Source organism: Halalkalibacter oceani (assembly GCF_040544555.1).
Lineage (GTDB): Bacteria > Bacillota > Bacilli > Bacillales > Bacillaceae_D > Halalkalibacter > Halalkalibacter oceani.
On the sequence record NZ_JBEPKD010000020.1, the window covers coordinates 23,028 to 47,450 of the forward strand.

Annotated in this window: 20 protein-coding genes, 1 other RNA gene and 2 other annotated features (1 of these 23 cut by a window edge); of the genes, 18 read left to right on the top strand and 3 right to left on the bottom strand. The window is 49.0% G+C overall.

The window, feature by feature from the left end:
• Window positions 1–78 precede the first annotated feature (78 nt).
• The 7 genes from recJ to aspS all read left to right on the top strand — a co-directional run bounded on the left by recJ (window position 79) and on the right by aspS (window position 9,818).
• Entirely contained in the window at window positions 79–2,427 is a 2,349-nt protein-coding gene (recJ, locus tag ABMB67_RS17565; protein WP_354572887.1) for a single-stranded-DNA-specific exonuclease RecJ, read from the top strand.
• 83 nt (window positions 2,428–2,510) lie between these two features.
• Window positions 2,511–3,026 (top strand): adenine phosphoribosyltransferase, encoded by a 516-nt coding sequence (locus tag ABMB67_RS17570; protein ID WP_354572888.1) that lies wholly within the window; start codon window positions 2,511–2,513, stop codon window positions 3,024–3,026.
• 226 nt (window positions 3,027–3,252) lie between these two features.
• Window positions 3,253–5,439 carry a RelA/SpoT family protein gene (locus ABMB67_RS17575; protein WP_251221552.1) on the top strand — a complete coding sequence of 729 codons (2,187 nt, stop codon included), beginning with the start codon at window positions 3,253–3,255 and terminating at the stop codon, window positions 5,437–5,439.
• Window positions 5,440–5,460: 21 nt separating this feature from the next.
• Entirely contained in the window at window positions 5,461–5,901 is a 441-nt protein-coding gene (gene dtd / locus ABMB67_RS17580) for a D-aminoacyl-tRNA deacylase (protein WP_251221553.1), read from the top strand.
• A 162-nt stretch (window positions 5,902–6,063) separates the two neighbouring features.
• Entirely contained in the window at window positions 6,064–6,240 is a 177-nt protein-coding gene (locus tag ABMB67_RS17585; RefSeq protein ID WP_251221554.1) for a hypothetical protein, read from the top strand.
• 54 nt (window positions 6,241–6,294) lie between these two features.
• Window positions 6,295–6,517, top strand: a binding site (T-box leader).
• Window positions 6,518–6,748: 231 nt separating this feature from the next.
• Window positions 6,749–8,029: a histidine--tRNA ligase gene (gene hisS / locus ABMB67_RS17590; protein ID WP_251221555.1), complete on the top strand. Its 1,281-nt coding sequence runs from the start codon at window positions 6,749–6,751 to the stop codon at window positions 8,027–8,029.
• A 1-nt stretch (window position 8,030) separates the two neighbouring features.
• The gene (gene aspS / locus ABMB67_RS17595) at window positions 8,031–9,818 is read left to right on the top strand and encodes an aspartate--tRNA ligase (protein ID WP_251221556.1); all 1,788 of its coding nucleotides are present in this window, start codon (window positions 8,031–8,033) and stop codon (window positions 9,816–9,818) included.
• A 34-nt stretch (window positions 9,819–9,852) separates the two neighbouring features.
• Here aspS and ABMB67_RS17600 read toward each other — a convergent pair whose 3' ends face one another.
• A complete protein-coding gene (locus ABMB67_RS17600; protein ID WP_251221557.1) occupies window positions 9,853–10,158 on the bottom strand; it encodes a hypothetical protein in 306 nt (101 codons plus the stop codon).
• Between the two features lie 147 nt (window positions 10,159–10,305).
• Between ABMB67_RS17600 and ssrS the strand changes: the two genes are divergently transcribed.
• Window positions 10,306–10,484: non-coding RNA, 6S RNA (ssrS, locus tag ABMB67_RS17605), on the top strand.
• 727 nt (window positions 10,485–11,211) lie between these two features.
• Window positions 11,212–11,973, top strand: a complete 762-nt coding sequence (locus ABMB67_RS17610; RefSeq protein WP_251221558.1) for a tRNA threonylcarbamoyladenosine dehydratase — start codon at window positions 11,212–11,214, stop codon at window positions 11,971–11,973.
• A 78-nt stretch (window positions 11,974–12,051) separates the two neighbouring features.
• Here the strand turns inward: ABMB67_RS17610 and ABMB67_RS17615 are convergent, their stop codons facing one another.
• Complete coding sequence (locus ABMB67_RS17615) at window positions 12,052–12,675, bottom strand: RsfA family transcriptional regulator (protein WP_251221559.1); 624 nt, start codon at window positions 12,673–12,675, stop codon at window positions 12,052–12,054.
• 307 nt (window positions 12,676–12,982) lie between these two features.
• Between ABMB67_RS17615 and ABMB67_RS17620 the strand changes: the two genes are divergently transcribed.
• Window positions 12,983–13,753 (top strand): SDR family NAD(P)-dependent oxidoreductase, encoded by a 771-nt coding sequence (locus ABMB67_RS17620; RefSeq protein WP_251221560.1) that lies wholly within the window; start codon window positions 12,983–12,985, stop codon window positions 13,751–13,753.
• 507 nt (window positions 13,754–14,260) lie between these two features.
• On the opposite strand, the gene ABMB67_RS17625 is transcribed toward ABMB67_RS17620, so the two are convergent.
• On the bottom strand, window positions 14,261–15,529 hold the full coding sequence (locus ABMB67_RS17625; RefSeq protein ID WP_251221561.1) for a replication-associated recombination protein A: 1,269 nt from the start codon (window positions 15,527–15,529) through the stop codon (window positions 14,261–14,263).
• A gap of 322 nt (window positions 15,530–15,851) precedes the next feature.
• Here ABMB67_RS17625 and cymR point away from each other — a divergent pair, with 322 nt between their 5' ends.
• The 8 genes from cymR to ABMB67_RS17665 all read left to right on the top strand — a co-directional run bounded on the left by cymR (window position 15,852) and on the right by ABMB67_RS17665 (window position 24,375).
• Window positions 15,852–16,271 (top strand): cysteine metabolism transcriptional regulator CymR, encoded by a 420-nt coding sequence (gene cymR / locus ABMB67_RS17630; RefSeq protein WP_251195010.1) that lies wholly within the window; start codon window positions 15,852–15,854, stop codon window positions 16,269–16,271.
• A 164-nt stretch (window positions 16,272–16,435) separates the two neighbouring features.
• Window positions 16,436–17,596: a cysteine desulfurase family protein gene (locus ABMB67_RS17635; RefSeq protein WP_251221562.1), complete on the top strand. Its 1,161-nt coding sequence runs from the start codon at window positions 16,436–16,438 to the stop codon at window positions 17,594–17,596.
• Between the two features lie 11 nt (window positions 17,597–17,607).
• A complete protein-coding gene (mnmA, locus tag ABMB67_RS17640; RefSeq protein WP_354572889.1) occupies window positions 17,608–18,711 on the top strand; it encodes a tRNA 2-thiouridine(34) synthase MnmA in 1,104 nt (367 codons plus the stop codon).
• Window positions 18,712–18,905: 194 nt separating this feature from the next.
• On the top strand, window positions 18,906–19,568 hold the full coding sequence (locus ABMB67_RS17645) for a tetratricopeptide repeat protein (protein ID WP_354572890.1): 663 nt from the start codon (window positions 18,906–18,908) through the stop codon (window positions 19,566–19,568).
• A gap of 6 nt (window positions 19,569–19,574) precedes the next feature.
• Window positions 19,575–21,854, top strand: a complete 2,280-nt coding sequence (gene recD2 / locus ABMB67_RS17650; protein ID WP_354572891.1) for an SF1B family DNA helicase RecD2 — start codon at window positions 19,575–19,577, stop codon at window positions 21,852–21,854.
• A gap of 439 nt (window positions 21,855–22,293) precedes the next feature.
• Window positions 22,294–22,761, top strand: coding sequence for a PRC-barrel domain-containing protein (locus ABMB67_RS17655; protein ID WP_251221566.1), 468 nt, complete (start codon window positions 22,294–22,296; stop codon window positions 22,759–22,761).
• Between the two features lie 11 nt (window positions 22,762–22,772).
• Window positions 22,773–22,967, top strand: a complete 195-nt coding sequence (locus ABMB67_RS17660; RefSeq protein ID WP_251195016.1) for a YrzR-like zinc ribbon domain — start codon at window positions 22,773–22,775, stop codon at window positions 22,965–22,967.
• Between the two features lie 346 nt (window positions 22,968–23,313).
• A complete protein-coding gene (locus tag ABMB67_RS17665; RefSeq protein WP_251221567.1) occupies window positions 23,314–24,375 on the top strand; it encodes an AI-2E family transporter in 1,062 nt (353 codons plus the stop codon).
• A gap of 47 nt (window positions 24,376–24,422) precedes the next feature.
• Window position 24,423, top strand: a binding site (T-box leader) (it continues 207 nt past the right edge of the window).

The following is a 24,423-nucleotide window of genomic DNA, read 5'->3' on the forward strand; positions in this document are numbered from 1 at the left end:
GCAGCAGCAAGAGATGAGTTTGTGATTGTCACCCCTAGATTGCTCCTGTATAATGGGAAGGTCGAGGGGTGTTATTTTATGTTAAAGCCTAAGGCTAGATGGAAAATAAAAGAGCAACATTCAGATCAAATTGATGAGCTCGTCGAACAGTTACACATATCGCCGTTAGTCGCGACACTATTGGTTCATCGCGGCTTGGAGACGGTTGACACGGCAAAGCGTTTTCTTTTTAAAGAGGAAATGAGCTACCATGATCCTTTTTTGCTTGATGGGATGGAGCAGGCTGTGACACGGATCAAGGCGGCGATTGCCGATAAAGAGAAAATCCTTATTTTTGGTGACTATGATGCCGATGGTGTGAGCAGCACAGCGCTCATGTACAACGCGCTCGTGTCATTGTCAGCGAAGGTCGATTACTACATACCAAATCGCTTCACAGAAGGATATGGTCCTAATGAGCCGGCGATCAGACGGGCGAAAGAGGATGGCTACGGGTTGATTGTCACGGTCGATACCGGAATTGCCGCGGTACAGGTGGCTGAGGTCGCCAAGGAAATCGGTCTTGACTTCATTATTACCGACCACCATGAAGCGCCTCCCGTTCTCCCCGACGCCTATGCGATCGTCAATCCAAAAAAGCCGGGCTGTCTATACCCGTTTAAAGGGCTGGCCGGAGTCGGTGTCGCCTTTAAGGTTGCCCATGCGCTGCTCGGACGGCTGCCGGCTGAATGGCTTGATATTGCCGTGATCGGCACGATTGCCGACCTTGTGCCGCTTGTTGATGAAAACCGGCTGCTTGTCATGGAAGGGCTGCATGCGTTGCAAGCAACCGATAAGCCGGGATTAGTCGCGTTAAAGAAAAAATGCAGCATTCAGGACCAGGTTCAGGCTGATCATGTCGGCTTCGGGATCGGTCCGCGGATTAACGCCGCCGGCCGGCTTGACTCCGCTGATCCGGCTGTCGAGCTGCTTTTGACGGCAAGTGAAGAAGAAGCGGAGCTGCTGGCGACGGAAATCGACGGCTTGAACCGCGAGCGACAGACCGTTGTCGCCTCGATTACAGAGGAAGCGATTGCCGTCGTTGAACGGCAATTCCCGCCTGAGGATAATGATGTATTGATCATTGCCGGCGAGGGCTGGAACGCCGGAGTGATCGGCATCGTCGCTTCCCGGTTGGTCGAGCGCTTTTACCGGCCGACGATCGTCCTCAGCCTTGATTCAGAGAAAGGGCTGGCTAAGGGGTCGGCCCGCAGCATTGTCGGTTTTGATATGTTCAAAGAGCTTTCGAAAAGCCGCGACATTTTGCCTCACTTTGGCGGGCATCCAATGGCGGCCGGCTTGACGATGAAAATAGAGGATGTCGATACGCTGCGTACCCGCCTTTGCGCCCAAGCGAAAGAGGTGCTCTCGCCGGATGACTTCAAGCCGCTGACGACGATTGATATCGTCGCGGCAATAGAAGACATTTCCGTCCCGGTCATTCAGCAGCTGGAAAAGCTCGCCCCGTTCGGTGTCGCTAACCCGAAGCCGAAGGTGCTGCTTGAGGATGTGCACATTCAGGAAATGAGAAGAATCGGCGCCGAGGCGAACCATTTAAAAATCAGCTTTGCCCAGCGTGGCGCTCAGCTGGAAGCAATCGGCTTTCAATGTGGTTACTTGCACGATGAGATGACCAACCAGGCGAAGGTGTCGGCCGTTGGTACGCTGTCTGTCAATGAGTGGAACGGTCATGTGAAGCCGCAGCTCGTGCTGGAGGATATCGCGATAAAAGACTGGCAGCTCTTCGATTGGCGCAGTGTTCAGAAGGAGAGACTGGCGGATAAGCTGAAGACGCTTCCGGCTGACAGGAGGATTCTTGCGGCGTTTAAGCGTGACACACCGTCAAAGCTCAGACTGATCGGAGAAGACGTGTATGATGCACTAGACGGTTCCTTGCCTGCTTGCGGCGAGCGCTTTCTCGTCCTGCTTGACGTCCCGCAAACACGGGAGCAGCTTAGACAGCTGCTTATCCAGCATGGGAAGCCGAGCCGGATTTATACCGTTTTCTTTCAGGACAGTGATTCATTCTTTACAACCCAGCCGAATCGTGAGCAATTTAAATGGTATTATGCTTTTCTCGCCAAACGGAAAACGTTCGATGTAACGAAGCATAGTCAGGAGCTCGCCGGCTATAAAGGCTGGTCGAAGAATACGATTGACTTTATGACAAAGGTGTTTACGGAGCTCGGGTTTGTTACGGTAACGGACGGGATTGTTTCTGTCGCAGCAAATCCGGAGAAGAAAAGTTTGGAGGCATCGGAGACGTTCAGGCAGAAGCAGGAAGAGGCCGAGATTGAAAATGAGCTTGTTTATTCTTCCTATGAAGAGCTGAGACAGTGGTTTTCAGAGGCATTGGCGCAAGTGAAGGAAGAGAGCGTAGTCTTATAATCGAGCAGAGCGATGAACGGCTTTGAACGAGATACGCAAGAAGAACTGACCCGAAAAAGAAGAGAAGCAAGGAGACGGTATAGATGGATTTCAAACAACATATTACGATTGTAGAAAATTATCCGAAGGAAGGAATCCGCTTTAAGGATATTACGACCTTAATGCAAAATGGTCCGGTCTATAAAGCGGCGATTGACGAAATGGCTGCATTTGCCCGCGACAAGCAGGTCGATGTGATCGTCGGACCCGAAGCGCGCGGCTTTGTCGTCGGCTGTCCCATGGCCGTCGCGCTTGAAGTTGGCTTCGTTCCTGTCCGCAAAGCCGGCAAGCTGCCGCGTGATGTAATTTCCGTTGATTACGGACTTGAATACGGCAAAGACCAGTTAACGATTCATGCCGATGCGATTCAAAAAGGACAGCGCGTGCTGATTACCGATGATTTGCTGGCAACGGGTGGAACAATTGAAGCGACGATCAACCTTGTTGAACAGCTTGGCGGGATCGTTGTCGGGATTGTCTTTTTGATTGAACTCGGCTATCTTGATGGAAGACAGCGTCTGGATAAGTACGATGTGTATTCGTTAATGACGTTTCAGTAAGGCCGAAGCAGGAATATAATTTTTTTTCAAGGTTGTCTTTCAAGGTTGCGGTTTAACCTGGCGGGACAGCCTTTTTCTGATGGCCGGATCAAGATAAACAGACGAGCTTGCTAGATTTTGGCTGAATTAGCATGTCTCTCTCGACAATTTTCGTTCTTTCCCCTTTACATACAGCGAAAACTTACCCATAATATAAGGAAATATTGAATCGTAAATAGGTGATTCCATGACGATAGATCAAGTGTTGGAGAAAGCGAGTCTTTACTTAAATGATGAAGATGTCGCTTTTTTACGAAAGGCTTATGAATATGCGGAAAAGGCCCATGAAGGACAATACCGGAAATCGGGAGAGCCTTATATTTTGCACCCGATCCAGGTGGCGGGCATCATTGTCGGGCTTGAGCTCGATCCGAATACGGTAGCGGCAGCCTTTCTTCATGATGTCGTAGAAGATACAGACGTCACGATCGCAGAAATTACAGAGTGCTTTAATGACCAGGTTGCGATGCTCGTTGATGGCGTAACCAAATTGAAGAAGTTTAAATATAAATCCAAAGAAGAGCAGCAGGCGGAAAATCATCGGAAAATGCTGATTGCGATGGCGAAGGATATCCGCGTCATCCTAATTAAACTGGCGGACAGACTGCACAATATGAGAACGCTGAAGTTCATGCCGCCTGAAAAACAGCGTGTCACCTCGAATGAAACGCTGGAAATATTCGCACCGCTCGCCCATCGTCTCGGGATTTCAACGATCAAATGGGAATTGGAGGATATCGCTCTGCGCTATCTTGATCCCCAGCAATATTACCGGATTGTCAATTTAATGAAGCGCAAACGGGCCGAACGCGAGGAATATTTATCAGGAGTAATGGAGACGATCTCGAATCATTTGGCAGATGTCCATGTCGAAGCGGAATTGTCCGGGCGTCCGAAGCATATTTACAGCATCTATCGGAAAATGGTATTGCAAAACAAGCAGTTTAATGAAATCTATGACCTGCTCGCTGTGCGAATTATCGTCAAAAGCATCAAGGACTGCTATGCCGTTTTAGGGGTAATTCATACGTGCTGGAAGCCGATGCCTGGCCGGTTTAAAGACTATATTGCGATGCCGAAGGCCAATATGTATCAATCGCTGCACACGACCGTTGTCGGCCCTCACGGCGATCCGCTTGAGGTACAAATACGGACGGAAGAAATGCACCGCATCGCCGAGTTCGGGGTCGCGGCGCATTGGGCTTACAAGGAAGGCAAAACGGTATCGCCCAATAAAAACACATTTGAGGACAAGCTGAGCTGGTTTCGCGATGTGATCGAGCAGACCGAGACGAATGATGCCCAGGAATTTATGGAATCACTCAAGCTCGATCTCTTTTCGGATATGGTTTTCGTCTTTTCCCCAAAAGGGGATGTCGTCGAACTGCCGGCCGGCTCTGTTCCGCTTGATTTCGCCTACCGCATTCACAGCGAAATCGGCAACCGTTGCATCGGCGCCAAGGTGAACGGAAAAATGGTTCCGCTCGACCATAAGCTGAAGACGGGTGATATCGTTGAAATTTTGACATCTAAGCATTCCTACGGACCAAGTCAGGATTGGCTGAAAATTACGAAATCATCGCATGCGAAAAATAAAATAAAGCAATGGTTTAAAAAAGAACGCAGAGAAGAGAATGTAGAAAAAGGCCGGGAGATGATCGAAAAGGAAATCAAAGCGCTTGATTTTGAGCCGAAGGAGGTGCTGACCGCCGAAGCGATTCAAGAGGTGGCAAACAAATTCAGCTTTGCCGGCGAGGAAGATATGTTTGCGGCGGTCGGCTACGGCGGCATCAGCGTCAAGCAAATTGTTAACCGCCTGACGGAGAAGCTCCGCAAGCAGCTTGACCAGGAGCAGGATGACCAGTCGCTGGCCGAAGCATTATCGGATGTGCAAACGACGTACCGACCGAAGAAAAAAGTCAACTCGGGCGTCACCGTAAAAGGGGTCGATAATCTTCTGATTCGGCTGTCCCGCTGCTGTACGCCCGTACCCGGTGATGACATTATCGGGTACATTACGAAAGGGCGAGGTGTTTCCATTCATCGCGCTGACTGTCCGAACGTGCAACATGAGGATGTAAAAGGCCGTCTGCTCCCGGTCGAGTGGGAAGGAACGTCTGAACAAAACAAGTCCTATAATGTGGATATTGAGATTACAGGCTACGACCGTAACGGTCTTTTAAATGAAGTGCTTCACGCAGTGACGGATTCGCGCACGATTATCAATGCAGTTTCCGGGCGTTCCGATCACCGGCAGAAGCTGGCGATGATTCATATGTCGATATCCATTCGTAATATTGATCATCTTCATAAAGTCGTCGAGAAGATTAAGCAGCTTCAGGATATTTATTCCGTACGGCGCGTGATGCATTAATGGAATGAGAGGATTGGTAAGATGAAAGTTGTGCTGCAACGGACGAAGCAGGCCTCTGTCGAAGTAAACAATGAAGTGGTCGGGAAAATAGAGGCCGGGCTGACTTTGCTCGTTGGGATCACCCACGAAGATACGAATGCGGATGCCGATTATTTAGCGGAGAAAATTGCGCATTTGCGGATTTTTGAAGATGAAAACGGGAAAATGAATCATTCTATTCTGGAAGCGGGCGGACAAATTTTGTCGGTATCTCAATTTACGCTGTACGGCGATTGCCGGAAAGGAAGAAGACCTAACTTCATGGAAGCGGCCAAACCGGACCAGGCTGAGCCGCTTTATCAGTATTTCAACAATGCGCTTAAGTCACGCGGGCTTCATGTCGAAACGGGAAGCTTCGGAGCGATGATGAATGTCGCGCTCGTCAATGACGGCCCGGTTACGTTGATTCTCGAAAGCAGATAAATACGAAGCTGCTGAAAAAGTGCGATTTTCATTTTCTCGAGTTACGAAAAAGGAAGTTATTCAGTGGCCTCATAATTACGCACCTTTCGTCTATTCTCCATGTAAGATTTTTGCTGTTATTGGCCATGATAATAGAAAAAGTCAAGGAGAGGGTGAATAGACGTGCGAGCGAATCACCGTCAACAAATGCATGCCAATCAGAAGCATGCGATTTTTTCTATTGATTATCACAGCTTTCTTGATAAAGAACAACAGGCCAGTCATATCGAACTGGCAAACGAATTCGGCTTATCATTACGGGAGGTACAGCTTCTTAAGAAGAAATTGAACCGCAATTAAGCTATTGACAGCGATCCCGAACATCCGTATGATTGGTATGAACTTATATGTAAAACCATTCCGAGGACGAGGCATGTCGTTAAGAGAACAGGTAGTAAAGAGAGGAGAGGCCGTGGCTGAAAGCCTTCCCTATCTGCTTAGTGATGAACACCTTTGAGGAGTTTTTCTGAACGGAAACTAGTAGGAAAAGACGTAGACAGGCGTTAACTGTGTAAAGCGGGAGCGATTATTTGGCTCCAATTAGGGTGGCACCACGGGTATAACTCTCGTCCCTGATGATTAATCATCAGGGATGGGAGTTTTTTTTAGCTTTATAAGAAAAGCCGCTGAGCGGTTTTCTTATAAAGTATAAAGTATGCGGGTTAAATCGAAGAAGAGCGACGGCTCCACGCGTTACATGCTGGACGAAACGAAACCCGCTTTTCGTCCAGCGCAACCCCATGTAACGGCTTCGCACGTCGCTTCTTAAGAAAAGCCGCTGCGCGGTTTTCTTAAAAGGAGGAAGGCAATGAGCATTCAAATTCCACGGGGAACCCAGGATATTCTCCCCGGTGAAGTAGAAATTTGGCAGCATATTGAGGCGACGGCCAAGGAAGTGTGTCGTCAGTATAATTATCACGAAATCCGCACGCCGATCTTTGAACATACTGATTTATTTCAGCGTGGAGTCGGTGATACGACTGATATTGTGCAAAAAGAGATGTACACATTTGAGGATCGTGGTGGACGGAGCATTACATTGCGTCCTGAAGGGACAGCCGCAGTCGTCCGTTCCTATGTTGAGAAGAAGCTTTACGGCCAGGCGAATCAGCCGACGAAGCTCTTTTACCAAGGACCGATGTTTCGCTATGAGCGGCCACAGGCCGGACGGATGAGACAATTTGTCCAGTTTGGCGTCGAGGCGCTTGGAAGTGCTGATCCGGCGATTGATGCTGAGGTGCTGGCGCTTGTGATGAGCATTTACGCCAAGCTTGGGTTAAAGAACGTCAAGCTTGTCATTAACAGCCTTGGTGATAAAGAAAGCCGTCAGGCACACCGCCAGGCACTCGTTGATCATTTCAAGCCGAGCATAGCGGAATTTTGCAGTGACTGCCAGGAACGGTTGGAGAAAAACCCTCTTCGCATCCTGGACTGTAAAAAGGACCGCGAACATCCGCTGATGGGGACGGCACCATCGATTCTTGATTACTTAAATGAAGAATCACAAAGCTATTTTACCCAGGTGAAAGCGTATCTTGATGCGCTCGATATTCCGTATGTCGTTGACCCGACTCTCGTCCGTGGTCTTGATTATTACTACCATACAGCATTTGAAGTGATGATCGACGGCGAGGGCTTCGGCGCGATTACGACAATTTGCGGTGGCGGACGCTATACGGGGCTTGTCGAGGATATCGGCGGACCGTCGACACCGGGAATCGGCTTTGCGTTCAGTATCGAGCGTGTCATTATGGCCTTAAAGGCGCAGAAAGTTCCGTTGCCTGTCAGCACGGAGCTTGACTGTTACGTCGTTTCTTTAGGAGAAAAAGCAAAGGCAAAAGCGGTTGAACTGCTCTATCAGCTGCGCGCTGCCGGCATTTCCAGCGACAAAGATTACCTCGACAAAAAAATGAAAGCCCAGCTGAAGGCTGCTGATCGGCTAAACGCTCGTTATACGGCGATTCTCGGCGATGATGAGCTGGAGAAAGGCTTGATTGTTGTCAAGCAGATGGAATCAGGTGAACAAGAGGAAGTCGAACTCGAATCCTTTATTCAATATATGAAACAGCATACACAGGGAGGCAATTAAGATGATTGGAAGAACACATCATTGTGGCGAGCTTCGCCCCGAGCATGTAGGTGAAAAGGTTCAGCTGAAAGGCTGGGTTCAGACGAGACGCGATTTAGGCCAGGTGATTTTTCTTGATGTTCGTGACCGTTCCGGCATTGTCCAGGTCGTGTTCAGTCCGGAAGTGGACAAGGGCGCCCTTGAGACGGCCGAGCGAATTCGCAGCGAGTATGTCATTGATATTGAAGGCACCGTTGTAGAGCGTGATCCTAATACAGTCAATGAGAAAATCGAAACAGGGACGATTGAAGTTCAGGCTCATAAGGTGGACATTCTCAATGCCGCTAAAGCGCTCCCGTTTCAAATTGAAGCGGATACGGAGGCTTCAGAGGATGTCCGCTTAAAATACCGTTATCTCGACCTGCGTCGTCCTGACATGCAGGAGACATTCAAGCTGCGTCATAAGGCAACGAAACTGATCCGTGACTTCCTGGACGAAGCTGCTTTTATGGAAATCGAAACGCCGATGCTGACGAAGAGCACGCCTGAAGGAGCGCGTGATTATTTAGTGCCAAGCCGGGTTCATCACGGCAAGTTTTACGCATTGCCGCAATCTCCGCAACTGTTCAAGCAATTGCTGATGGTTTCCGGGTTTGAACGTTATTATCAAATTGTCCGCTGCTTCCGCGATGAAGATTTGCGCGCCGACCGTCAGCCGGAGTTTACTCAGGTTGATATTGAGACATCCTTCATGGACAAAGAAGATTTGCTGGCGATGACAGAGCAGATGATGGCCCGCATTCTTAAGGAAACAAAGAATGTCGAGCTGACATTGCCATTCCCGCGTTTAACATATGAAGAAGCGATGAACCGTTTTGGCTCGGACAAGCCTGATCTGCGCTTTGATATGGAACTTGTTGAGTTGTCAGAGATCGTCAAGGATTCTCCGTTTAAAGTATTCCAAGGGGCGCTTGCTGCCGGTGGAATCGTAAAAGGCCTTAATCTGAAAGGGGGAGCAGACAAGCTGTCCCGTAAAGAGATTGATGCGTTAACAGATTTCGTGAAACAATATGGAGCAAAAGGTCTTGCCTGGCTCAAGGTCGAAGAAGACGGCCTGAAAGGACCGATTGCCAAGTTTTTTGAAGGCGAGCTTGAACAGGCTTTGCGTGAGGCGATGGGAGCCGAACCGGGAGATCTTTTATTCTTCGGGGCAGATAAAAAGCAGGTTGTGTTTGACAGCTTAGGCGCTCTCCGCTTAAAATTCGGCAAGCAGTTTGATTTAATTGATTCATCGCAATTCAATTTCCTCTGGGTCGTTGATTTCCCATTGGTCGAATATGATGAAGAAGCGAAACGCTATGTCGCCCTGCATCATCCGTTCACAAGTCCGAAGAAAGAGGATCTCGAGCTGCTGGCGAGCGATCCAGACAGCGTACGTGCGGACGCTTACGATTTAGTGTTAAACGGCTATGAGCTTGGTGGAGGTTCCCAGCGGATTTATAAGCGTGACATTCAGGAGCAAATGTTTCATGCGCTCGGTTTCTCAAAGGAGGAAGCGCAGGAGCAATTCGGCTTCCTTCTAAATGCTTTTGAATACGGAACACCACCGCATGGCGGAATAGCACTCGGTCTCGACCGATTGATTATGCTGCTTGCCGGTCGGACGAATTTACGTGACACGATTGCTTTCCCGAAAACAGCAAGCGCGAGCTGTCTTTTAACAGAGGCGCCGGGAGAAGTAAGCGTTGAACAACTGATTGACTTGAATTTATCTGTCATCGGTCAAAAAGCTGAAAAGGTCAATGTGTAAGTAAAAGGAAAAAAGGCTGGGCACCCGGGCTGCATTAACGCAGCTCAGGTCGCTCAGCCTTTAATTGTTGATAAGCTTGAACGAGCTGTTTCGGCTCTTCTTTAATATAAAAGGTGCGCACGCCCTGGCTTGTATGCAAATAGAGAAAGCCGAATGCGTCTTTGTCCGGTTTTTTGCGGAATGAAATATCAAATACGGAGGTCAGGGGGAACGTATCATTTTTGACGGTGATCTGATCCTCAAATAGCTTCATATCAAAAGATGTCTCAACAATGCGTTTTTCTGTCCAGCCAATTTCCTGGCGGACTTCAATGCAGCGCTGAACGGCAAGAAGAGTCATAAGGTCACCAGTTTCCTTTCTTAAACATATAGGCTATCTATCACTTTACCACAGGAATGAAAATCGTCCAAATGATTCATTTGTGGAAAATTCTGAAATTATATTGACAGAGTGTTAAGATCTTGCTAAGATATCATTAAATCGGTAAGAGTCCTGAGATGTACGTGAAGACTGACTGTTTTGAGCCAACACTTTTTGAACGGGAGCCACCGTTGAGTACTGGATTACATGCCTTGTCTGCAAGGACGTAAAAAGGTAAGCACATGGCACCCACCTGCCGACGCAGGTTCAAAGCTAAAGGATCAAACGGCATTTTCGGGATTCTTACTCTACATAGGAATCGTGCGGAAGATGCCTCAAAAGCGTTTGAAACCTTTTGAGGCATCTTCTTTGTGTAAGAAGGAAGGGACATAAGTATTTCAACTATGAATATTCGAACAAGAGGCTGTGACAAAAGGTTGTTTTTTTTTACCTTTTGTCACAGCCTTTAAGCAATGAGCGGTACCGCCACGATCTTTTAAAGGCCGTTGTGAGTGGGTTTCTCACAACGGCCTTGTGGCGTGTGAAGCCATTGCCAGTAGATCCAAAGCTAGTTTTGTCTCAAGCTCATCAGACAAAACGGCTTTGAGACTTGATTTTCCGGAGATAGTCCTGTCGGTGTGGTATTCCTCCAGTGCCACGTTGGTCAGTTTTTTTCAGATTCATGGCAGCAAAAACAAGCATCGTCTGCATGGAATTTTTTTCGTGTCCTTCAGGATCGTCCAACGCATCCTGCCATGTGGCGTTGGACCACTTATATGATAAAAAAACTGAATACCTGTCTTTATTTGGTCCCACTAAAAAAAGCGGACGGGATGGGAGGGTCGACTCCTGCAGGAGGGAAGGGCAGGTTGAAATCCACCGGCTTGCCGGTTAGTTCAACGAGCGACAGCAGGTCGATCTGCTGTCGATTGTTCGGTTGCCAAATGCCAAGGCAGCCTTGCGCTTCCGCATTTTGCTGTGGTATAGTCATTTTCGATAAACGTTTGCTAGTGAGACGGAAGGAGTAATGACATGCTACATCAGTTTTCTCGAAATGAATTGGCTATCGGCCATGACGGGCTGGAGGTGCTGAAAGGAAGCACGGTAGCCGTGCTCGGCATTGGAGGGGTCGGGTCTTTCTCGGCGGAAGCTTTAGCCCGCTCAGGCGTAGGCCGCCTCGTCCTTGTCGATAAGGATGATGTTGATATTACAAATGTGAACAGGCAAATACACGCGCTGCTTTCCACGGTCGGCCGTCCGAAGGTTGAATTAATGGAAGAGCGTATTAAAGATATCAACCCCGATTGTGAAGTGATCGCCTTAAAGATGTTTTACACAGAGGAGACGTATCAGCAGTTTTTTGAGTATGGACTTGATTATGTAATCGATGCGAGTGATACGATTTCTTATAAGATTCACTTAATGAAACAATGTCTCGAACGAAACATTCCGATTATTTCCAGTATGGGAGCGGCGAATAAAATGGATCCGACCCGACTGCGAATTGCAGATATTTCTAAAACGAGCTATGATCCGATTGCGAAGGTCATTCGGACGAAGCTGAGGAAAGACGGGATTCGCAAAGGAATTGAGGTTGTCTTTTCCGACGAGCAGCCGATCAAGATTAGAGAGGACATCCGCAAGGAAATTGTGCCGGAAGCGGCTGAACAAGGCCCGATCCGTAAAGCGAAGATGCCACCTTCCTCCAACGCGTTCGTTCCGTCTGTCGCCGGGCTTATTATGGCAGGTCATGTGATTACCCGCCTTCTGGACGGGATTGAGATTAACCGCTAAAGCAAAAAAACAGCAGGTTCGTTCTGCGCACGAGCCTCGGCCGGCATGGCGCAGACTTACTTGCTGTTCTAAAGAAAATTATTTTGCCACTCTTTCCAGATTACCGTTCTTATCCATTTTGAACGTGGAAGCCGGTAACCCTTCTTCCTCCTCAAGCAGGGCCATTCTTCTTGCCCGATTCATAATTTGAATAAGAGATTGATAATCCTCTTCAATAATACTACTATCCTGTTTCATTTTCTGAAGCTCTTTTTCCAGCTCCTGATTCCGTTCCTGCAGCTTCTCATTCTCCTGCTGCAAACGTTCAATTTTTTTCTGCAGGGCAGCCGTTTCCTGATTGGTGTGGGTCAGCGTCTGCAAGTAATCAATCACTTTCTCGAGCGACATCTCGCTATCTAGTGAACCGGCCGGTTGGGATGGGGGCGCAGGGTTCCACATCGTCCGCACAGGCGGATAATAAGAAAAGGAAGCGGCCCGTTTCCGTTCTTTTCTTTCCTTTTTCGCTTCTGCGATCTCTTTTATATAGCGATTTCGAACGACCGCATTCCAGCGGAATCCGCAAGCGGCCGACGTCCGGTTTAATTCATCTCCCACTTCATCAAATGCGCGCAGCTGTGTGCTTCCTTCCCGAATATGGGTCAAAACGGTTTCAGCAAGCAATACATCATCTTCATGCGACCAGGCATCTTGTCTAACTTTCATTCTGTTCATCTCCTTTTTTTATCACTAAAAACGTCTTGCTACAAATCATTTCCAGAAATCCTTTGTTTTATACAAGGATGATAGAGCTCGAACCAATGTGGAAACATTTCGCTTGGTTTTAAAAGCAACTATCCGAAGTCGTTGTCGGTTGTGTCCTGATTCACACTAGTATTCTCGAAAAGCCGCAAAAGTGAAATAAGCGCATACATGCGGCTCGTGCTGCGTTTTTCTATCATTCTCTCAGGGAGGAAATTTGGCGATTGATGGAGAAGCTAGTAGATGACTGAATGAAATGGAGGAAAAGAAGATGGTACTTAGTAGCTTTGATTTAACGAACAAAGTGGCGATTGTGACGGGCAGCGGCTCGGGAATTGGAAAAACGATTGCCCTCGGGCTGGCGGAAAGCGGTGCCAGCATCGTCGTCACGGAATTGCCGGGCAAGGAGGAAGCGGCGCGGGAAACCGCTGCTGAAATTGAAAAACTCGGACAGCAGGCGCTCGTTGCGACGCTTGATGTAACAAAGCTTGAGACAATTCGCCAAATGGTCAGCGAAGCGGAAGCTCATTTTGGTCGGATTGATATTCTCGTCAACAATGCCGGCATTATTATCCGCAAGCCTTCGCTCGAAGTCACGGAAGAGGACTGGGATAAAGTCCACGATGTGAATTTAAAAGGTACCTTCTTTACGAGCCAGGAGGTCGCTAAGGTGATGAAGGAGCATGGAGGCGGGAAGATCGTCAATATCGCTTCGATTAATGGAGTCGTCGGCTTTTATGAGCGGGCGGCTTATTGCTCAAGCAAGGCCGGCATCGTCAACTTGACGCGAGTGCTGGCGATCGATTGGGCGGAGTACGGCATAAACGTCAATGCCGTCGGTCCGAACTATTTGCTGACGCCATTGACGGAAAAGCTGTTTTCCAATGATGAATTTCGTGAGGATGTCTTATACCGGACACCAATTAAGCGAATTGGCACCCCGGAAGACGTCGTCGGAGCGGTAGTCTATCTTGCCAGCCCCGCCTCTAATTTCGTAACAGGCCACACCGTGATGGTCGACGGCGGCTGGACGGCTTGGTAAGGAAGAGGGGATACCCCTCTTCAGTAAGCGGTGTGCGAAGTCTCGCAAAACGCAGCTGGGTCAAACGTATTTTCTATAGGACTATTCCGAACAAATGAAAAGAGGGGAATCCGTCGCTCCTGAAATAGACTTCGCTTTCCGCGGGAAGCTGGTGAGCCTCCTCGGGCTACCGCCCTGTGGGGTCTCACCGTTGCTTTTTCTCCCGCAGGAGTCTCCGTCTATTTCATCCGCTCGACATTCAGGTAAATACAGTAGTTGCATTTTTCGTATGGTTTTCCGGGTACATGGCAGCAAAACCAAGCATCGCCTGCATGGAATTTGTTTCGAGGACAGTTCTGACCCACACTCGGATTGGAGCTGTACTCACGGGAGCGGGTTCGAAGCTCAGGATCGTGACAAATCCTTCTACCAAAAAAGCCTGTCGACCGTCTCGCTTTTGCGAGACTTTGTCGACAGGCTGAAAGGTGCGCCGCAGTGGCACACCTTTTTCTGTTTGGGAGGTCAACGTTATCGCTTTTGCAGGCGCTCGTAAACGTCGGCGAGCGTTTGTTCAAATTTGCTCGTCTGCTTCGGTTCATAGTAGCGGGCTTGTTTTAACACGGAAGGCAAGTATTGCTGCTCGACCCAGCCGTGCTCGTAATCATGCGGGTATTTGTAGGTCTGGCCGCGGCCGAGCTGCTTTGCCCCTTGGTAATGCGCATCCTGCAAATGCTTTGGCACGTCGCCGATTTTTCCTTTGCGGATATCGGCAAGTGCGGCATCAATAGCAACATAGGCCGAGTTTGATTTAGGTGACAGGCAAAGCTCGACCACAGCGTTCGCAAGCGGGATCCGGGCTTCGGGCAAGCCAAGCCGTTCAGCCGCTTCGATCGCGGCGAGCGTCCGGGCGCCGGCCTGAGGACTGGCGAGGCCAACATCTTCATACGCAATGACAAGCAATCTGCGGCCAATGCTGATCAAGTCGCCGGCTTCAAGCAGTCGTCCTAAATAATGGAGAGCGGCATTGACGTCGCTTCCTCTGATCGACTTTTGAAAAGCAGAAAGCACATCATAATGGGCGTCTCCATCTTTATCATGCTGAAAGCTCTTTTTTTGAATGCTCGCTTCAGCGGTTTTCAGTGTGATGTTCTTCATTCCGTCAGCATCCGGATACGTGGAGAGGACGGCAAGCTCAAGGGCGTTCAAAGCTGAACGAACGTCACCCCCGCATGCCTCAGCAAGATGGCGGATGGCCTCATCGGCAATCGACACCTTTTCTTTTCCAAGTCCGCGCTCCTCGTCCTTTAATGCCCGTCGAAGGGCAAGCTCAATATCCTCCACCTTCAGGCGCTCAAGCTCAAAAATTTGACAGCGGCTGCGGATCGCCGGGTTGATCGAATGGAATGGATTTGCGGTCGTCGCACCGATCAGGATGATCAGCCCCTTCTCAAGATGCGGCAGGAGAAAGTCCTGCTTTGCTTTATCTAAACGGTGAACTTCATCTAAAATCAAAATGAGCTGACCGTGCATTTTCGCTTCAGCGACGGCGATTTCCATATCCTTTTTATTATTAACGACCGCGTTGAGCATTTTTGCCGGCGTACCCGTTGAACCGGAAATCGCATGGGCGATTGACGTCTTTCCGATTCCTGGCGGGCCATATAAAATCATCGAAGAGAGCCGGTCCGCATCGACCATCCGTTTCAGGAGCTGGCCTTCCCCGATCAGATGCCTTTGGCCGATCAGATCTTCAATTTTTTGAGGACGCATTCTGTAGGCGAGCGGTTGTCGCTTCATGCAAATTCCTCCTTCTTTTTTGCGGATTTGTCCTACCCACAAGTGTAATCGAACTGTTGGGAAAAGCCAACTATTCGGATTCATTTTCCGTTCAACTATAAACGTTGTGTTTTTTCGTGCTATAATAGCAAAGACTTAGTATCGTATGAGATGGAAGATGAACGGTAAGAGGAGGAGTACTTCGGGATGCAGAGAGCTGCCGTCCGGAGAATTCTGTAAGGCAGAAGCGGCTTCTTTGCTTTGGGATTGGCGTCCGTGGTAGGATATACTCTGCGCCAATGCCATAACTTAGTTGACTTTATCATAGAAAGAGGGACAAGACATGAAAATTTCAACGAAGGGACGTTACGGTCTCACCATTATGATGGCATTAGCAAAAAAATCAGGTGAAGGACCTGTCTCGTTAAAATCGATTGCCAAGGAATATGATCTTTCCGAGCATTATTTAGAGCAATTAATTGCGCCATTGCGCAATGCGATGCTTGTAAAAAGCGTTCGTGGTGCTTACGGAGGATACATGCTGGCGAAAGACGCGAAAGAAATTACGGCGGGAGATATTATCCGCGTACTCGAAGGGCCGATCAGCCCGGTTGAGGTATTGGATGATGAGGAACCGGCGAAGCGCAACCTCTGGATCAAAATCCGTGACGCCGTAAAAGACGTACTCGACCACACAACCCTCCACGACCTCGCAACCTACGAAGACGACGGCGAACAAGAATACTATATGTTTTATATTTAAGGAGCTGTCGCAGACAGCTCCGAAGCAGCGAGCGTAGTCTGCGCAAAGGTTGTAAAGCAAGAAGGGAACGCTTTTCTCCCTTCATGCGTGCGCAGGACGAAGCCGCTGCAATTATAAAAAGGCTGTCGCAGACAGCTCGAGAACAATAAAGAAGGTGAATAAAGGTGGAAATGGTGTATGTGGACCATGCCGCTACGTCTCCGCTTCATCCTGAAGTGCTTGACGCGATGCTGCCGTATTTGCAATCGAATTATGGGAATCCGTCAAGCATTCATCAGCGTGGCAGACAGGCGCGTCAGGGGCTTGATCAGGCCCGGGCTCAAATAGCCGCCGCTCTTGCAGTTAAGGAGCAGACGCTCGTGTTCACAAGTGGAGGAACGGAAGCCGATAACATGGCTATTCTTGGCTATGCGCTTGAACATGCCGACAAAGGCAAGCATATCATTACTTCACAGATTGAGCATCATGCCGTCCTGCATGCCTGTAAAGAGCTGGAAGAACGCGGCTATGACGTGACGTACGTCAAGGTTGATGAATACGGACAGGTGAACCCGAAGGATATCGAAGCGGCTTTGCGTGATGACACAATCCTTGTGACAATTATGTATGGCAACAATGAAGTCGGTACAGTCCAGCCAATCGTGGAAATTGGGGAACTGCTCAAGGATCACCAGGCTGTTTTTCATACAGATGCGGTACAAGCCTGCGGCGCGCTCGAAGTAAAGATCGCAGAGCTACCTGTTGATATGCTTTCGATTTCAGCTCATAAACTGAATGGCCCGAAAGGAATCGGCCTGCTTTATATAAAGAACGGACTTACGTTACGTCCGTTGCTCTATGGCGGGGAGCAGGAACGGAAACGCCGGGCCGGCACGGAAAATGTCGCCTCGATCGTCGGCTTTGCCAAAGCATTGCAGATTTCCAATGCTACCATCAAAGAACGGCACGACAAGTATCAGCGTTTTACCCATACACTGCTTGATACGTGGACGGAAAAACAAGTTGATTTTTATGTGAACGGCCATCAGACGGAGCGCTTGCCGCATATTGTCAACATTAGCTTCCCTGGCGTTAATCTTGAATCGTTATTGATGAATTTGGATATGGCCGGCATTTCCGCCTCAAGCGGCTCAGCATGTACGGCCGGTTCGGTTGAGGCGTCCCACGTTCTTGTCGCGATGTTCGGTGAGAATAGCGAGAGATCGCAGGCAGCGGTGCGCTTTAGCTTCGGCTTTGACAATACAGAAGAGCAAATCAAGTATGTTGCCGAGGAGACCGCAAAAATAGTAAATCGATTAAAACAGCAGCAGGAGTTTATCAGCTAGAGACAAAGGTGGTGAATAAGATGAAAAAAAGACCGGAGGATACGCGGGTTGTTGTCGGGATGTCAGGTGGCGTCGATTCATCTGTGACCGCGCTTCTATTAAAAGAGCAAGGCTATGACGTCATTGGCATTTTTATGAAAAACTGGGACGATACCGATGAAAGCGGGTTTTGTACGGCGACGGAAGATTACGAGGATGTGATCCGCGTCTGCAATCAAATCGGCATTCCCTATTATGCAGTTAATTTTGAAAAACAATATTGGGATAAAGTGTTCACTTATTTTCTCGACGAATACAAAGCGGGAAGAACACCGAATCCCGATGTGATGTGCAATAAAGAAATTAAGTTCAAGGCCTTTTTGAATCATGCAATGAGCCTTGGCGCGGATTATGTCGCAACCGGACATTATGCTCGCGTCGAGGAACAAGATGGGGAATTCCACCTGCTGCGCGGCGTCGATGATAACAAAGATCAAACATATTTTCTGAATGCTCTTTCGCAAAAGCAGCTTTCAAAAACGATGTTTCCGATCGGCGATATGCCGAAAAGCGATGTCCGGCAAAAAGCACTTGATGCGGAGCTGGCGACGGCGACGAAAAAAGACAGTACCGGCATCTGCTTTATCGGGGAACGCAACTTTAAAGAGTTTTTAAGTGAATTCCTGCCAGCCCAGCGCGGGGAAATGCAAACCGTGGATGGCGAGGTAAAAGGTCATCATGACGGGTTGATGTATTATACGCTCGGTCAGCGGCAAGGGCTTGGTATCGGCGGTTCAGGAGAGCCGTGGTTTGTCATCGGCAAGGATCTTGAGCGGAACGTGCTCATTGTCGGCCAAGGCTTCCACCATGAAGGGCTTTATTCAGAGGGCCTTGAAGCAATAGGCATGAATTGGATTTCAAAAGAGCCGTTGCAGGAGGAAATCGTTTGTACGGCTAAGTTCCGTTATCGTCAGCCTGATCAAAGGGTGACGGTCTATCCGCGGGCGGATGGCACGGCGAAGGTTTATTTCCATGAGCGGCAACGGGCGATTACACCTGGTCAGGCTGTTGTCCTCTATGATGGCGAGGTTTGCCTCGGCGGAGGAACGATTGATCAAGTAATAAAAAAGTGGTGAGACCGAAGAGAAAGAAAACAGCGGATATTTCTTCAGAGATGATTTGAGGGCAGGGCGTCGGCTTCGCGTTTGTTCGCGGATGGCTGAAAGAGCCCTGTTTTCAGTCACCCATAAAACGATGATAACGGCTCCGCGCACTGCTTCTAAGAAAAGATGCTGTGGCGTTTTTCTTATCGTTAGGAGGAGGTTGGAAGATGAGCTTGAATGAACAAGGAATTGCCTATATGAATGAGCGCAAATATGAAGATGCGGCGAAGATGTTTAATGATGCGATTGAAGAAAATCCTCATGACCCGACCGGCTTTATTAATTTCGGCAATTTGCTCGGTGTTGTCGGGGAATATGAACGGGCGTTAACTTTTTTTGACAAAGCGATCGGCTTGGATGAAACGGCGGCGACCGCTTATTATGGCGCGGGGACGATTTATTACAAGCAGGATCAGTTTGAAGAAGCGGCAAAAATGTTCAAGCAGGCCATTATCGCCAAGCTTGATGAAAGTGATGTCCATTTCATGCTCGGGATGAGCTATTATCAGCTTGGAGCGCTGCCGCACGCGCTTGCTTCGTTCAAGAGAACCGTCGAGCTGGCGCCGGATGATGTCGAAGGACGGTTTCAGTACGGTCTTTGTCTCGCACAGCTTGAATATATTGATGAAGCGATTGACGAGCTTGAGCAGGTTGTGGAGCGCGATGGACAGCACGCCGATGCTTATTTCAATCTTGGAGTGGCGTACGCCTATCATGACCGGACGACGGACGCTCTTGAGGCATTTACACGCGCGCTTGCTATTCAGCCGGATCATGCTCTTGCCGCCAATGGGAAGAAGACGATTGAAAAGGCACTTGGGTTAGGGTGAGCGATCGTGACGGAGGAACATGGCCAGGTTGAGAAGGGCTACATAAAAGGAACGGTTTCCCACATTGTCTTTCAGAATGAAGAAAATCATTATACAGTCGCCTATATTCAGATTCAAGCTACGAATGAAGAGATAAAGGAAAAGAAAGTGACCGTTGTCGGCCTTTTGCCGAAGCTGGAAGTGGAGGAGACGTTTTTGTTTTTCGGTTCGCTGACAGAGCATCCGAAGTTCGGGCTCCAATACCAGGTCGACCAATTCCGGCGCGACTTGCCGCAAACGAAGCATGGCATTATTCAGTATTTGTCGAGCAGCCGTTTTCCAGGTGTCGGCGAGAAGACGGCGCAGTCGATTGTCGAAATACTCGGTGAGCGGGCGATTACAAAGATTGTCGAAGACCGCGCGTCTCTCAATCAAATTCCGAAGCTGTCAAAAGAGAAGGCTGATGCTTTGTACAGTCAGCTGATTGATCAGCAAGGTGTGGAGCAAGTATTGATGACGCTTTCCGAGCATGGCTTTGGCGTCGAGCTGTCCATGAAGGTTTATCAGGCTTATGGACTGCAGGCCCTTGATATTATTCGGACAAATCCATATCAATTGATCACGGATGTCGAAGGAATCGGCTTTCGCCGCGCCGATCAGCTTGGCGCGGCAATCGGCTTAACGGGCAATCATCCAGAGCGGATTCGCGCCGGCTGTTTGTTTTTGCTTCAGGAGCTTTGTTTGCAGGAAGGGCATGTTTTTTTGAAAAAGGAGACACTATGTGAAGAGGCGAGCCGTCTTCTTTCCTCATATGACTGCCAAATCTCAGCTGAAGAGATTGCTGAACAGCTGCTCGTGATGGTTGAAGAAGGACATATAGTGGAAGAGGAGGACCGGCTTTATTTAAAGTCGCTTTATTTCGCTGAAAAAGGGATTGTCACAAGCGTGCGCAAGCTCTTGAGTGAAGACAGCAAGGATGAATTTCCGGAGGCCGAGTTTTTGAAGGCGCTCGGCCAGCTTGAAGAAGAGATGAAGATTGAATATGCCCCCTCGCAAAAAACAGCGATTCAAACTGCTCTATCCTCCCCGTTCATGATTTTGACAGGGGGGCCGGGAACAGGAAAGACGACGGTGATCAAAGGGATTGTTGAGCTGTATGGCCGTCTGCATGGCCTGGCGCTTGAGCCAAGCGCGTATACGAAAGGCAATCCGTTCCCGATCTTACTTGTCGCGCCGACGGGAAGGGCAGCGAAACGGATGAGTGAAGCAACCGAGCTGCCTGCCACGACGATTCACCGGCTGCTCGGCTGGAAGGGCGGGCAAGGCTTTGAAAAAGGCGATGACGAGCCGCTTGAAGGGGAGCTGCTCATCGTTGACGAAAGCTCAATGGTCGATATTTGGTTAATGAATCAATTGTTAAAGGCTGTGCCGAAAGGAATGCAGGTCATTTTGGTCGGCGATCAGGATCAACTGCCATCCGTCGGGCCGGGGCAGGTGCTGCGCGACTTCCTTGATTCCGGAATGATTCCGACCGTCCCGTTAACCGATATTTACCGTCAGGCGGAAGGCTCTTCGATCATCGAGCTTGCTCATGAGATGAAAAAAGGAAAGATGCCTTCCAATCTCCCTGAACCGCAGCCGGATCGCCGCTTTTTTCCGTGCCGCAGCGATCAAGTTCAGCATGTTGTCGCTCAAATTTGCGGAAATGCGCTGAAAAAGGGCTATACGCCGAAAGACATTCAGGTGCTTGCCCCGATGTATAAAGGGCCCGCCGGTATCTCGGCGTTAAATGTCATGCTGCAGGAGCTGTTCAATCCGGCGACGGAACAAAGGCGTGAGCTTCGCTTTGGCGAGGTCGTCTACCGCACCGGTGACATTGTCCTCCAGCTCGTCAATAACCCGGACGAAAACGTCTATAACGGTGACAGGGGAGAAATTGTCGCGATTTTTTACGCGAAGGAAAATGCAGAACGCCAGGACCAGCTTGTTATTTCCTTTGATGGAACAGAGGTCGTGTATCCGAAAAAAGATCTTAACCAGATTACGCATGCGTATTGCTGCTCGATCCATAAGTCGCAAGGAAGTGAATTTCCAATCGTTGTCATGCCTGTCGTCCGCAGCTACTCACGGATGCTGCGGCGCAACCTGTTATATACAGGGATTACGCGGGCGAAGCAGTTTTTATTGCTGTGCGGGGAATTACGGACGATGTATGCGGCGATTACGGAAAAGGATGAGGTGCTCCGCCATTCGATGCTGAAGGAAAAACTCCGGCAGCTTTCTTCCCCGAGTAAGTTTCCGGAGTGATGTACGGCGGAACGTTACAAGCCCGATGGAAAGCAGAACCTTTCCATCGGGCTTTTTTCAGCCAGCCTTTAAAAGAATGTAACGGCTTTGCACGGCGGGTTGAAGTGATGGAACATAATTGGTTAGAATGGTTCCACACGCCACAATCCCGTTGTGAGAAACCCATTCACAACGGGATTTGAAAGATCGTGGCGGTTCCGCTCAGGCTGTTTTTATAAGAACGTATGATTGGGGATGCTTCAAGGAAGTGCGTCGGCTTCGCGCGTTACGCGGCTGTCAGAAAGAACCCCGCTTTCAGCCAGCCTTTAAAAGAATGTAACGGCTTTGCACGACGCTTTAAAGAAAACCGCGTAGCCGGTTTTCTTATGGAAATTAATCACTCACATAGTGGGTTTGGGAGTGCGGTACACTAGGAATGTTCGGAAAGGTGGCGAGAGCTTTGCGAACATTTGCAACGATTGAGGGATTGCCTGTGCTCTCTTTGGCAACGGGAGAAGAGTGTGGACACGTTGTTGATTTGCTGTATGAGGATGGCGCGGTAGCTGGTCTTGTTATTGATGTGAAAGGCTGGTTCAGGCGCGCCATGATGCTGCCGCTTGAAGCAGTGGAAAGCTTTGGCGAGGATGGAGTAATGGTCACCGACAGTGACGTTTTGCAGCCCTTTCACAAGTCCGGGGCAGCGGTGCTGAAATCAGGTCGTAAGCGTCTTCAGGGGACGCCTCTGCTCACAAAAGAGGGAGAGAAGCTCGGACTGGTAGAAGATGTATATTTTCATGAGGAACTGGGGACAATCATAGGGTACGAAGTGACGGAAGGATTGGTCGCTGACATCCTCGAAGGAAGAAAGGTTGTCAAAAGCGAGGCGAAGCTGACAATTGGAGGAGGGCGCGCAATCCTGACGGAATAGAAGGGAGCCCTATGATGCGTTGTCCAAATTGCCAAAGCAAAGATATTGGAAAAATCGGCACGAATCAGTACTATTGCTGGAACTGTTTTGTTGAAATGAGCATTTCTCAAGGAAAGCTGTCTCTTCATCAAGTTGAAGAGGATGGTTCTTTAAGTTCACTCGATGATTTGTTTGAGGAACAGGATCTTCAGCTCGATGGAACGTAAGTAAGTTCATGTCCTTGCATTCGGGATCGGTGCAGCCGCATATTCACTGACTGATCGAAAAACGAAGAAAGATTCGATTCCTTTATGACATCATTAACCGATAAAAAATCATGGAAACACCTACGATGAATATCATTAAAGCATAAATAGAGAGGCTGGGACAGAAGCCGAAGTTGAGAGGAAAAAAACATGGCAGTGGCGCCGTTTTGCGCAAATCCCCTACTGAAGCGGATTTCTTCGGTAGGGGATTTAAACGCAGGAGCAGACTTCGCGCGCTGCCTCGAGATTGAGACAAAAGGGCAAACGACCCGTTGTCTCAATCTCTCTTTTAAATGGAGGGGCAGAGATGGGACAGACTCAACAAAAGTGGATCGCGCGTTTATTGATTGTTTTGCTGATCTTACTCATTTTATATATGCTGTCGCGGGTAGCCTTCCTTGCAGAACCGTTTTTGCTCATTGGAAAGGCGCTGCTGTTACCGGTTGGAATTGCTGCGTTGTTAAGCTATTTTCTTCATCCGCTCGTTGAAAAACTTCACCAAAATGGCATGGAACGAAGGTGGGCGGTTTCCCTCATTTTTCTGGCGGTGATTGGCCTGATCAGTTTTGTTGTGATGATCGGCCTGCCGTTTTTGATCGCTCAAGTTCAGCATGCCTTTGCTCAGCTCCCGGGAAAAATAAACGAATTAACAGTGCTCGTCAACCGGCTGCAGGATCAGCTCAATTCGTTACCTGAACCGCTTCAGTCCCAGTCAAAGGAATGGACCGTCCAGCTCGAAGCGTGGAGTGGAAAAGCATTGGACCAGGTAGAAAAGGTCGCGGTCTTTTTGCTGCATTCCGTTTTCGCTTTTCTCGTTATTCCCTTTTTAGTGTTTTACTTTCTGAAAGATTATGATCTCGTTGAAAAGACGGCCTGGTATGTAACCCCGCGTAAATGGAGACAGCCGTTGCAGCGCTATTTGAAGGATCTTGATCAGACGTTCGGCAGCTTTATCCGCGGTCAGCTCCTCGTCTCACTGTCGGTGGCGGTGCTTTCGATCATCGGCTTATGGCTGCTCGGTGTCCCGTATCCGATTTTGCTCGGGCTGTTTATCGGCGCGGCGGATTTGATCCCGTATTTCGGCGCGTTTATCGGCGCTGCTCCGGCGATCATCGTCGCTTTGCTGGAATCATGGCAGCTGGCGATCTTTACGGCGATTCTTTTAATCGTCATCCAGCAGGTGGAAGGAAATGTGCTGAGCCCGTTTATCGTCGGCAAAACCTTGCATCTTCATCCGATGCTGATCATTCTCGCCCTCCTTGTCGGCATTCAGACAGGAGGAGTGATCGGCCTACTCGTCGCCGTACCGATGCTGGCGATCGCCAAGGTTACGCTCTGGCACTTGCGCCTTCATCTGATGAACGATTGACATTTGTCAAGCGGCTTCCTATAATGAAAAGGGCATATAAACATAGTA

Coding starts and splice junctions, on each gene's coding strand:
- recJ (WP_354572887.1), top strand. CDS start 79: ATGTTAAAGCCTAAGGCTAGATGGAAAATAAAAGAGCAACATTCAGAT.
- ABMB67_RS17570 (WP_354572888.1), top strand. CDS start 2,511: ATGGATTTCAAACAACATATTACGATTGTAGAAAATTATCCGAAGGAA.
- ABMB67_RS17575 (WP_251221552.1), top strand. CDS start 3,253: ATGACGATAGATCAAGTGTTGGAGAAAGCGAGTCTTTACTTAAATGAT.
- dtd (WP_251221553.1), top strand. CDS start 5,461: ATGAAAGTTGTGCTGCAACGGACGAAGCAGGCCTCTGTCGAAGTAAAC.
- hisS (WP_251221555.1), top strand. CDS start 6,749: ATGAGCATTCAAATTCCACGGGGAACCCAGGATATTCTCCCCGGTGAA.
- aspS (WP_251221556.1), top strand. CDS start 8,031: ATGATTGGAAGAACACATCATTGTGGCGAGCTTCGCCCCGAGCATGTA.
- ABMB67_RS17600 (WP_251221557.1), bottom strand. CDS start 10,158: ATGACTCTTCTTGCCGTTCAGCGCTGCATTGAAGTCCGCCAGGAAATT.
- ABMB67_RS17610 (WP_251221558.1), top strand. CDS start 11,212: ATGCTACATCAGTTTTCTCGAAATGAATTGGCTATCGGCCATGACGGG.
- ABMB67_RS17615 (WP_251221559.1), bottom strand. CDS start 12,675: ATGAAAGTTAGACAAGATGCCTGGTCGCATGAAGATGATGTATTGCTT.
- ABMB67_RS17620 (WP_251221560.1), top strand. CDS start 12,983: ATGGTACTTAGTAGCTTTGATTTAACGAACAAAGTGGCGATTGTGACG.
- ABMB67_RS17625 (WP_251221561.1), bottom strand. CDS start 15,529: ATGAAGCGACAACCGCTCGCCTACAGAATGCGTCCTCAAAAAATTGAA.
- cymR (WP_251195010.1), top strand. CDS start 15,852: ATGAAAATTTCAACGAAGGGACGTTACGGTCTCACCATTATGATGGCA.
- ABMB67_RS17645 (WP_354572890.1), top strand. CDS start 18,906: ATGAGCTTGAATGAACAAGGAATTGCCTATATGAATGAGCGCAAATAT.
- ABMB67_RS17660 (WP_251195016.1), top strand. CDS start 22,773: ATGATGCGTTGTCCAAATTGCCAAAGCAAAGATATTGGAAAAATCGGC.
- ABMB67_RS17665 (WP_251221567.1), top strand. CDS start 23,314: ATGGGACAGACTCAACAAAAGTGGATCGCGCGTTTATTGATTGTTTTG.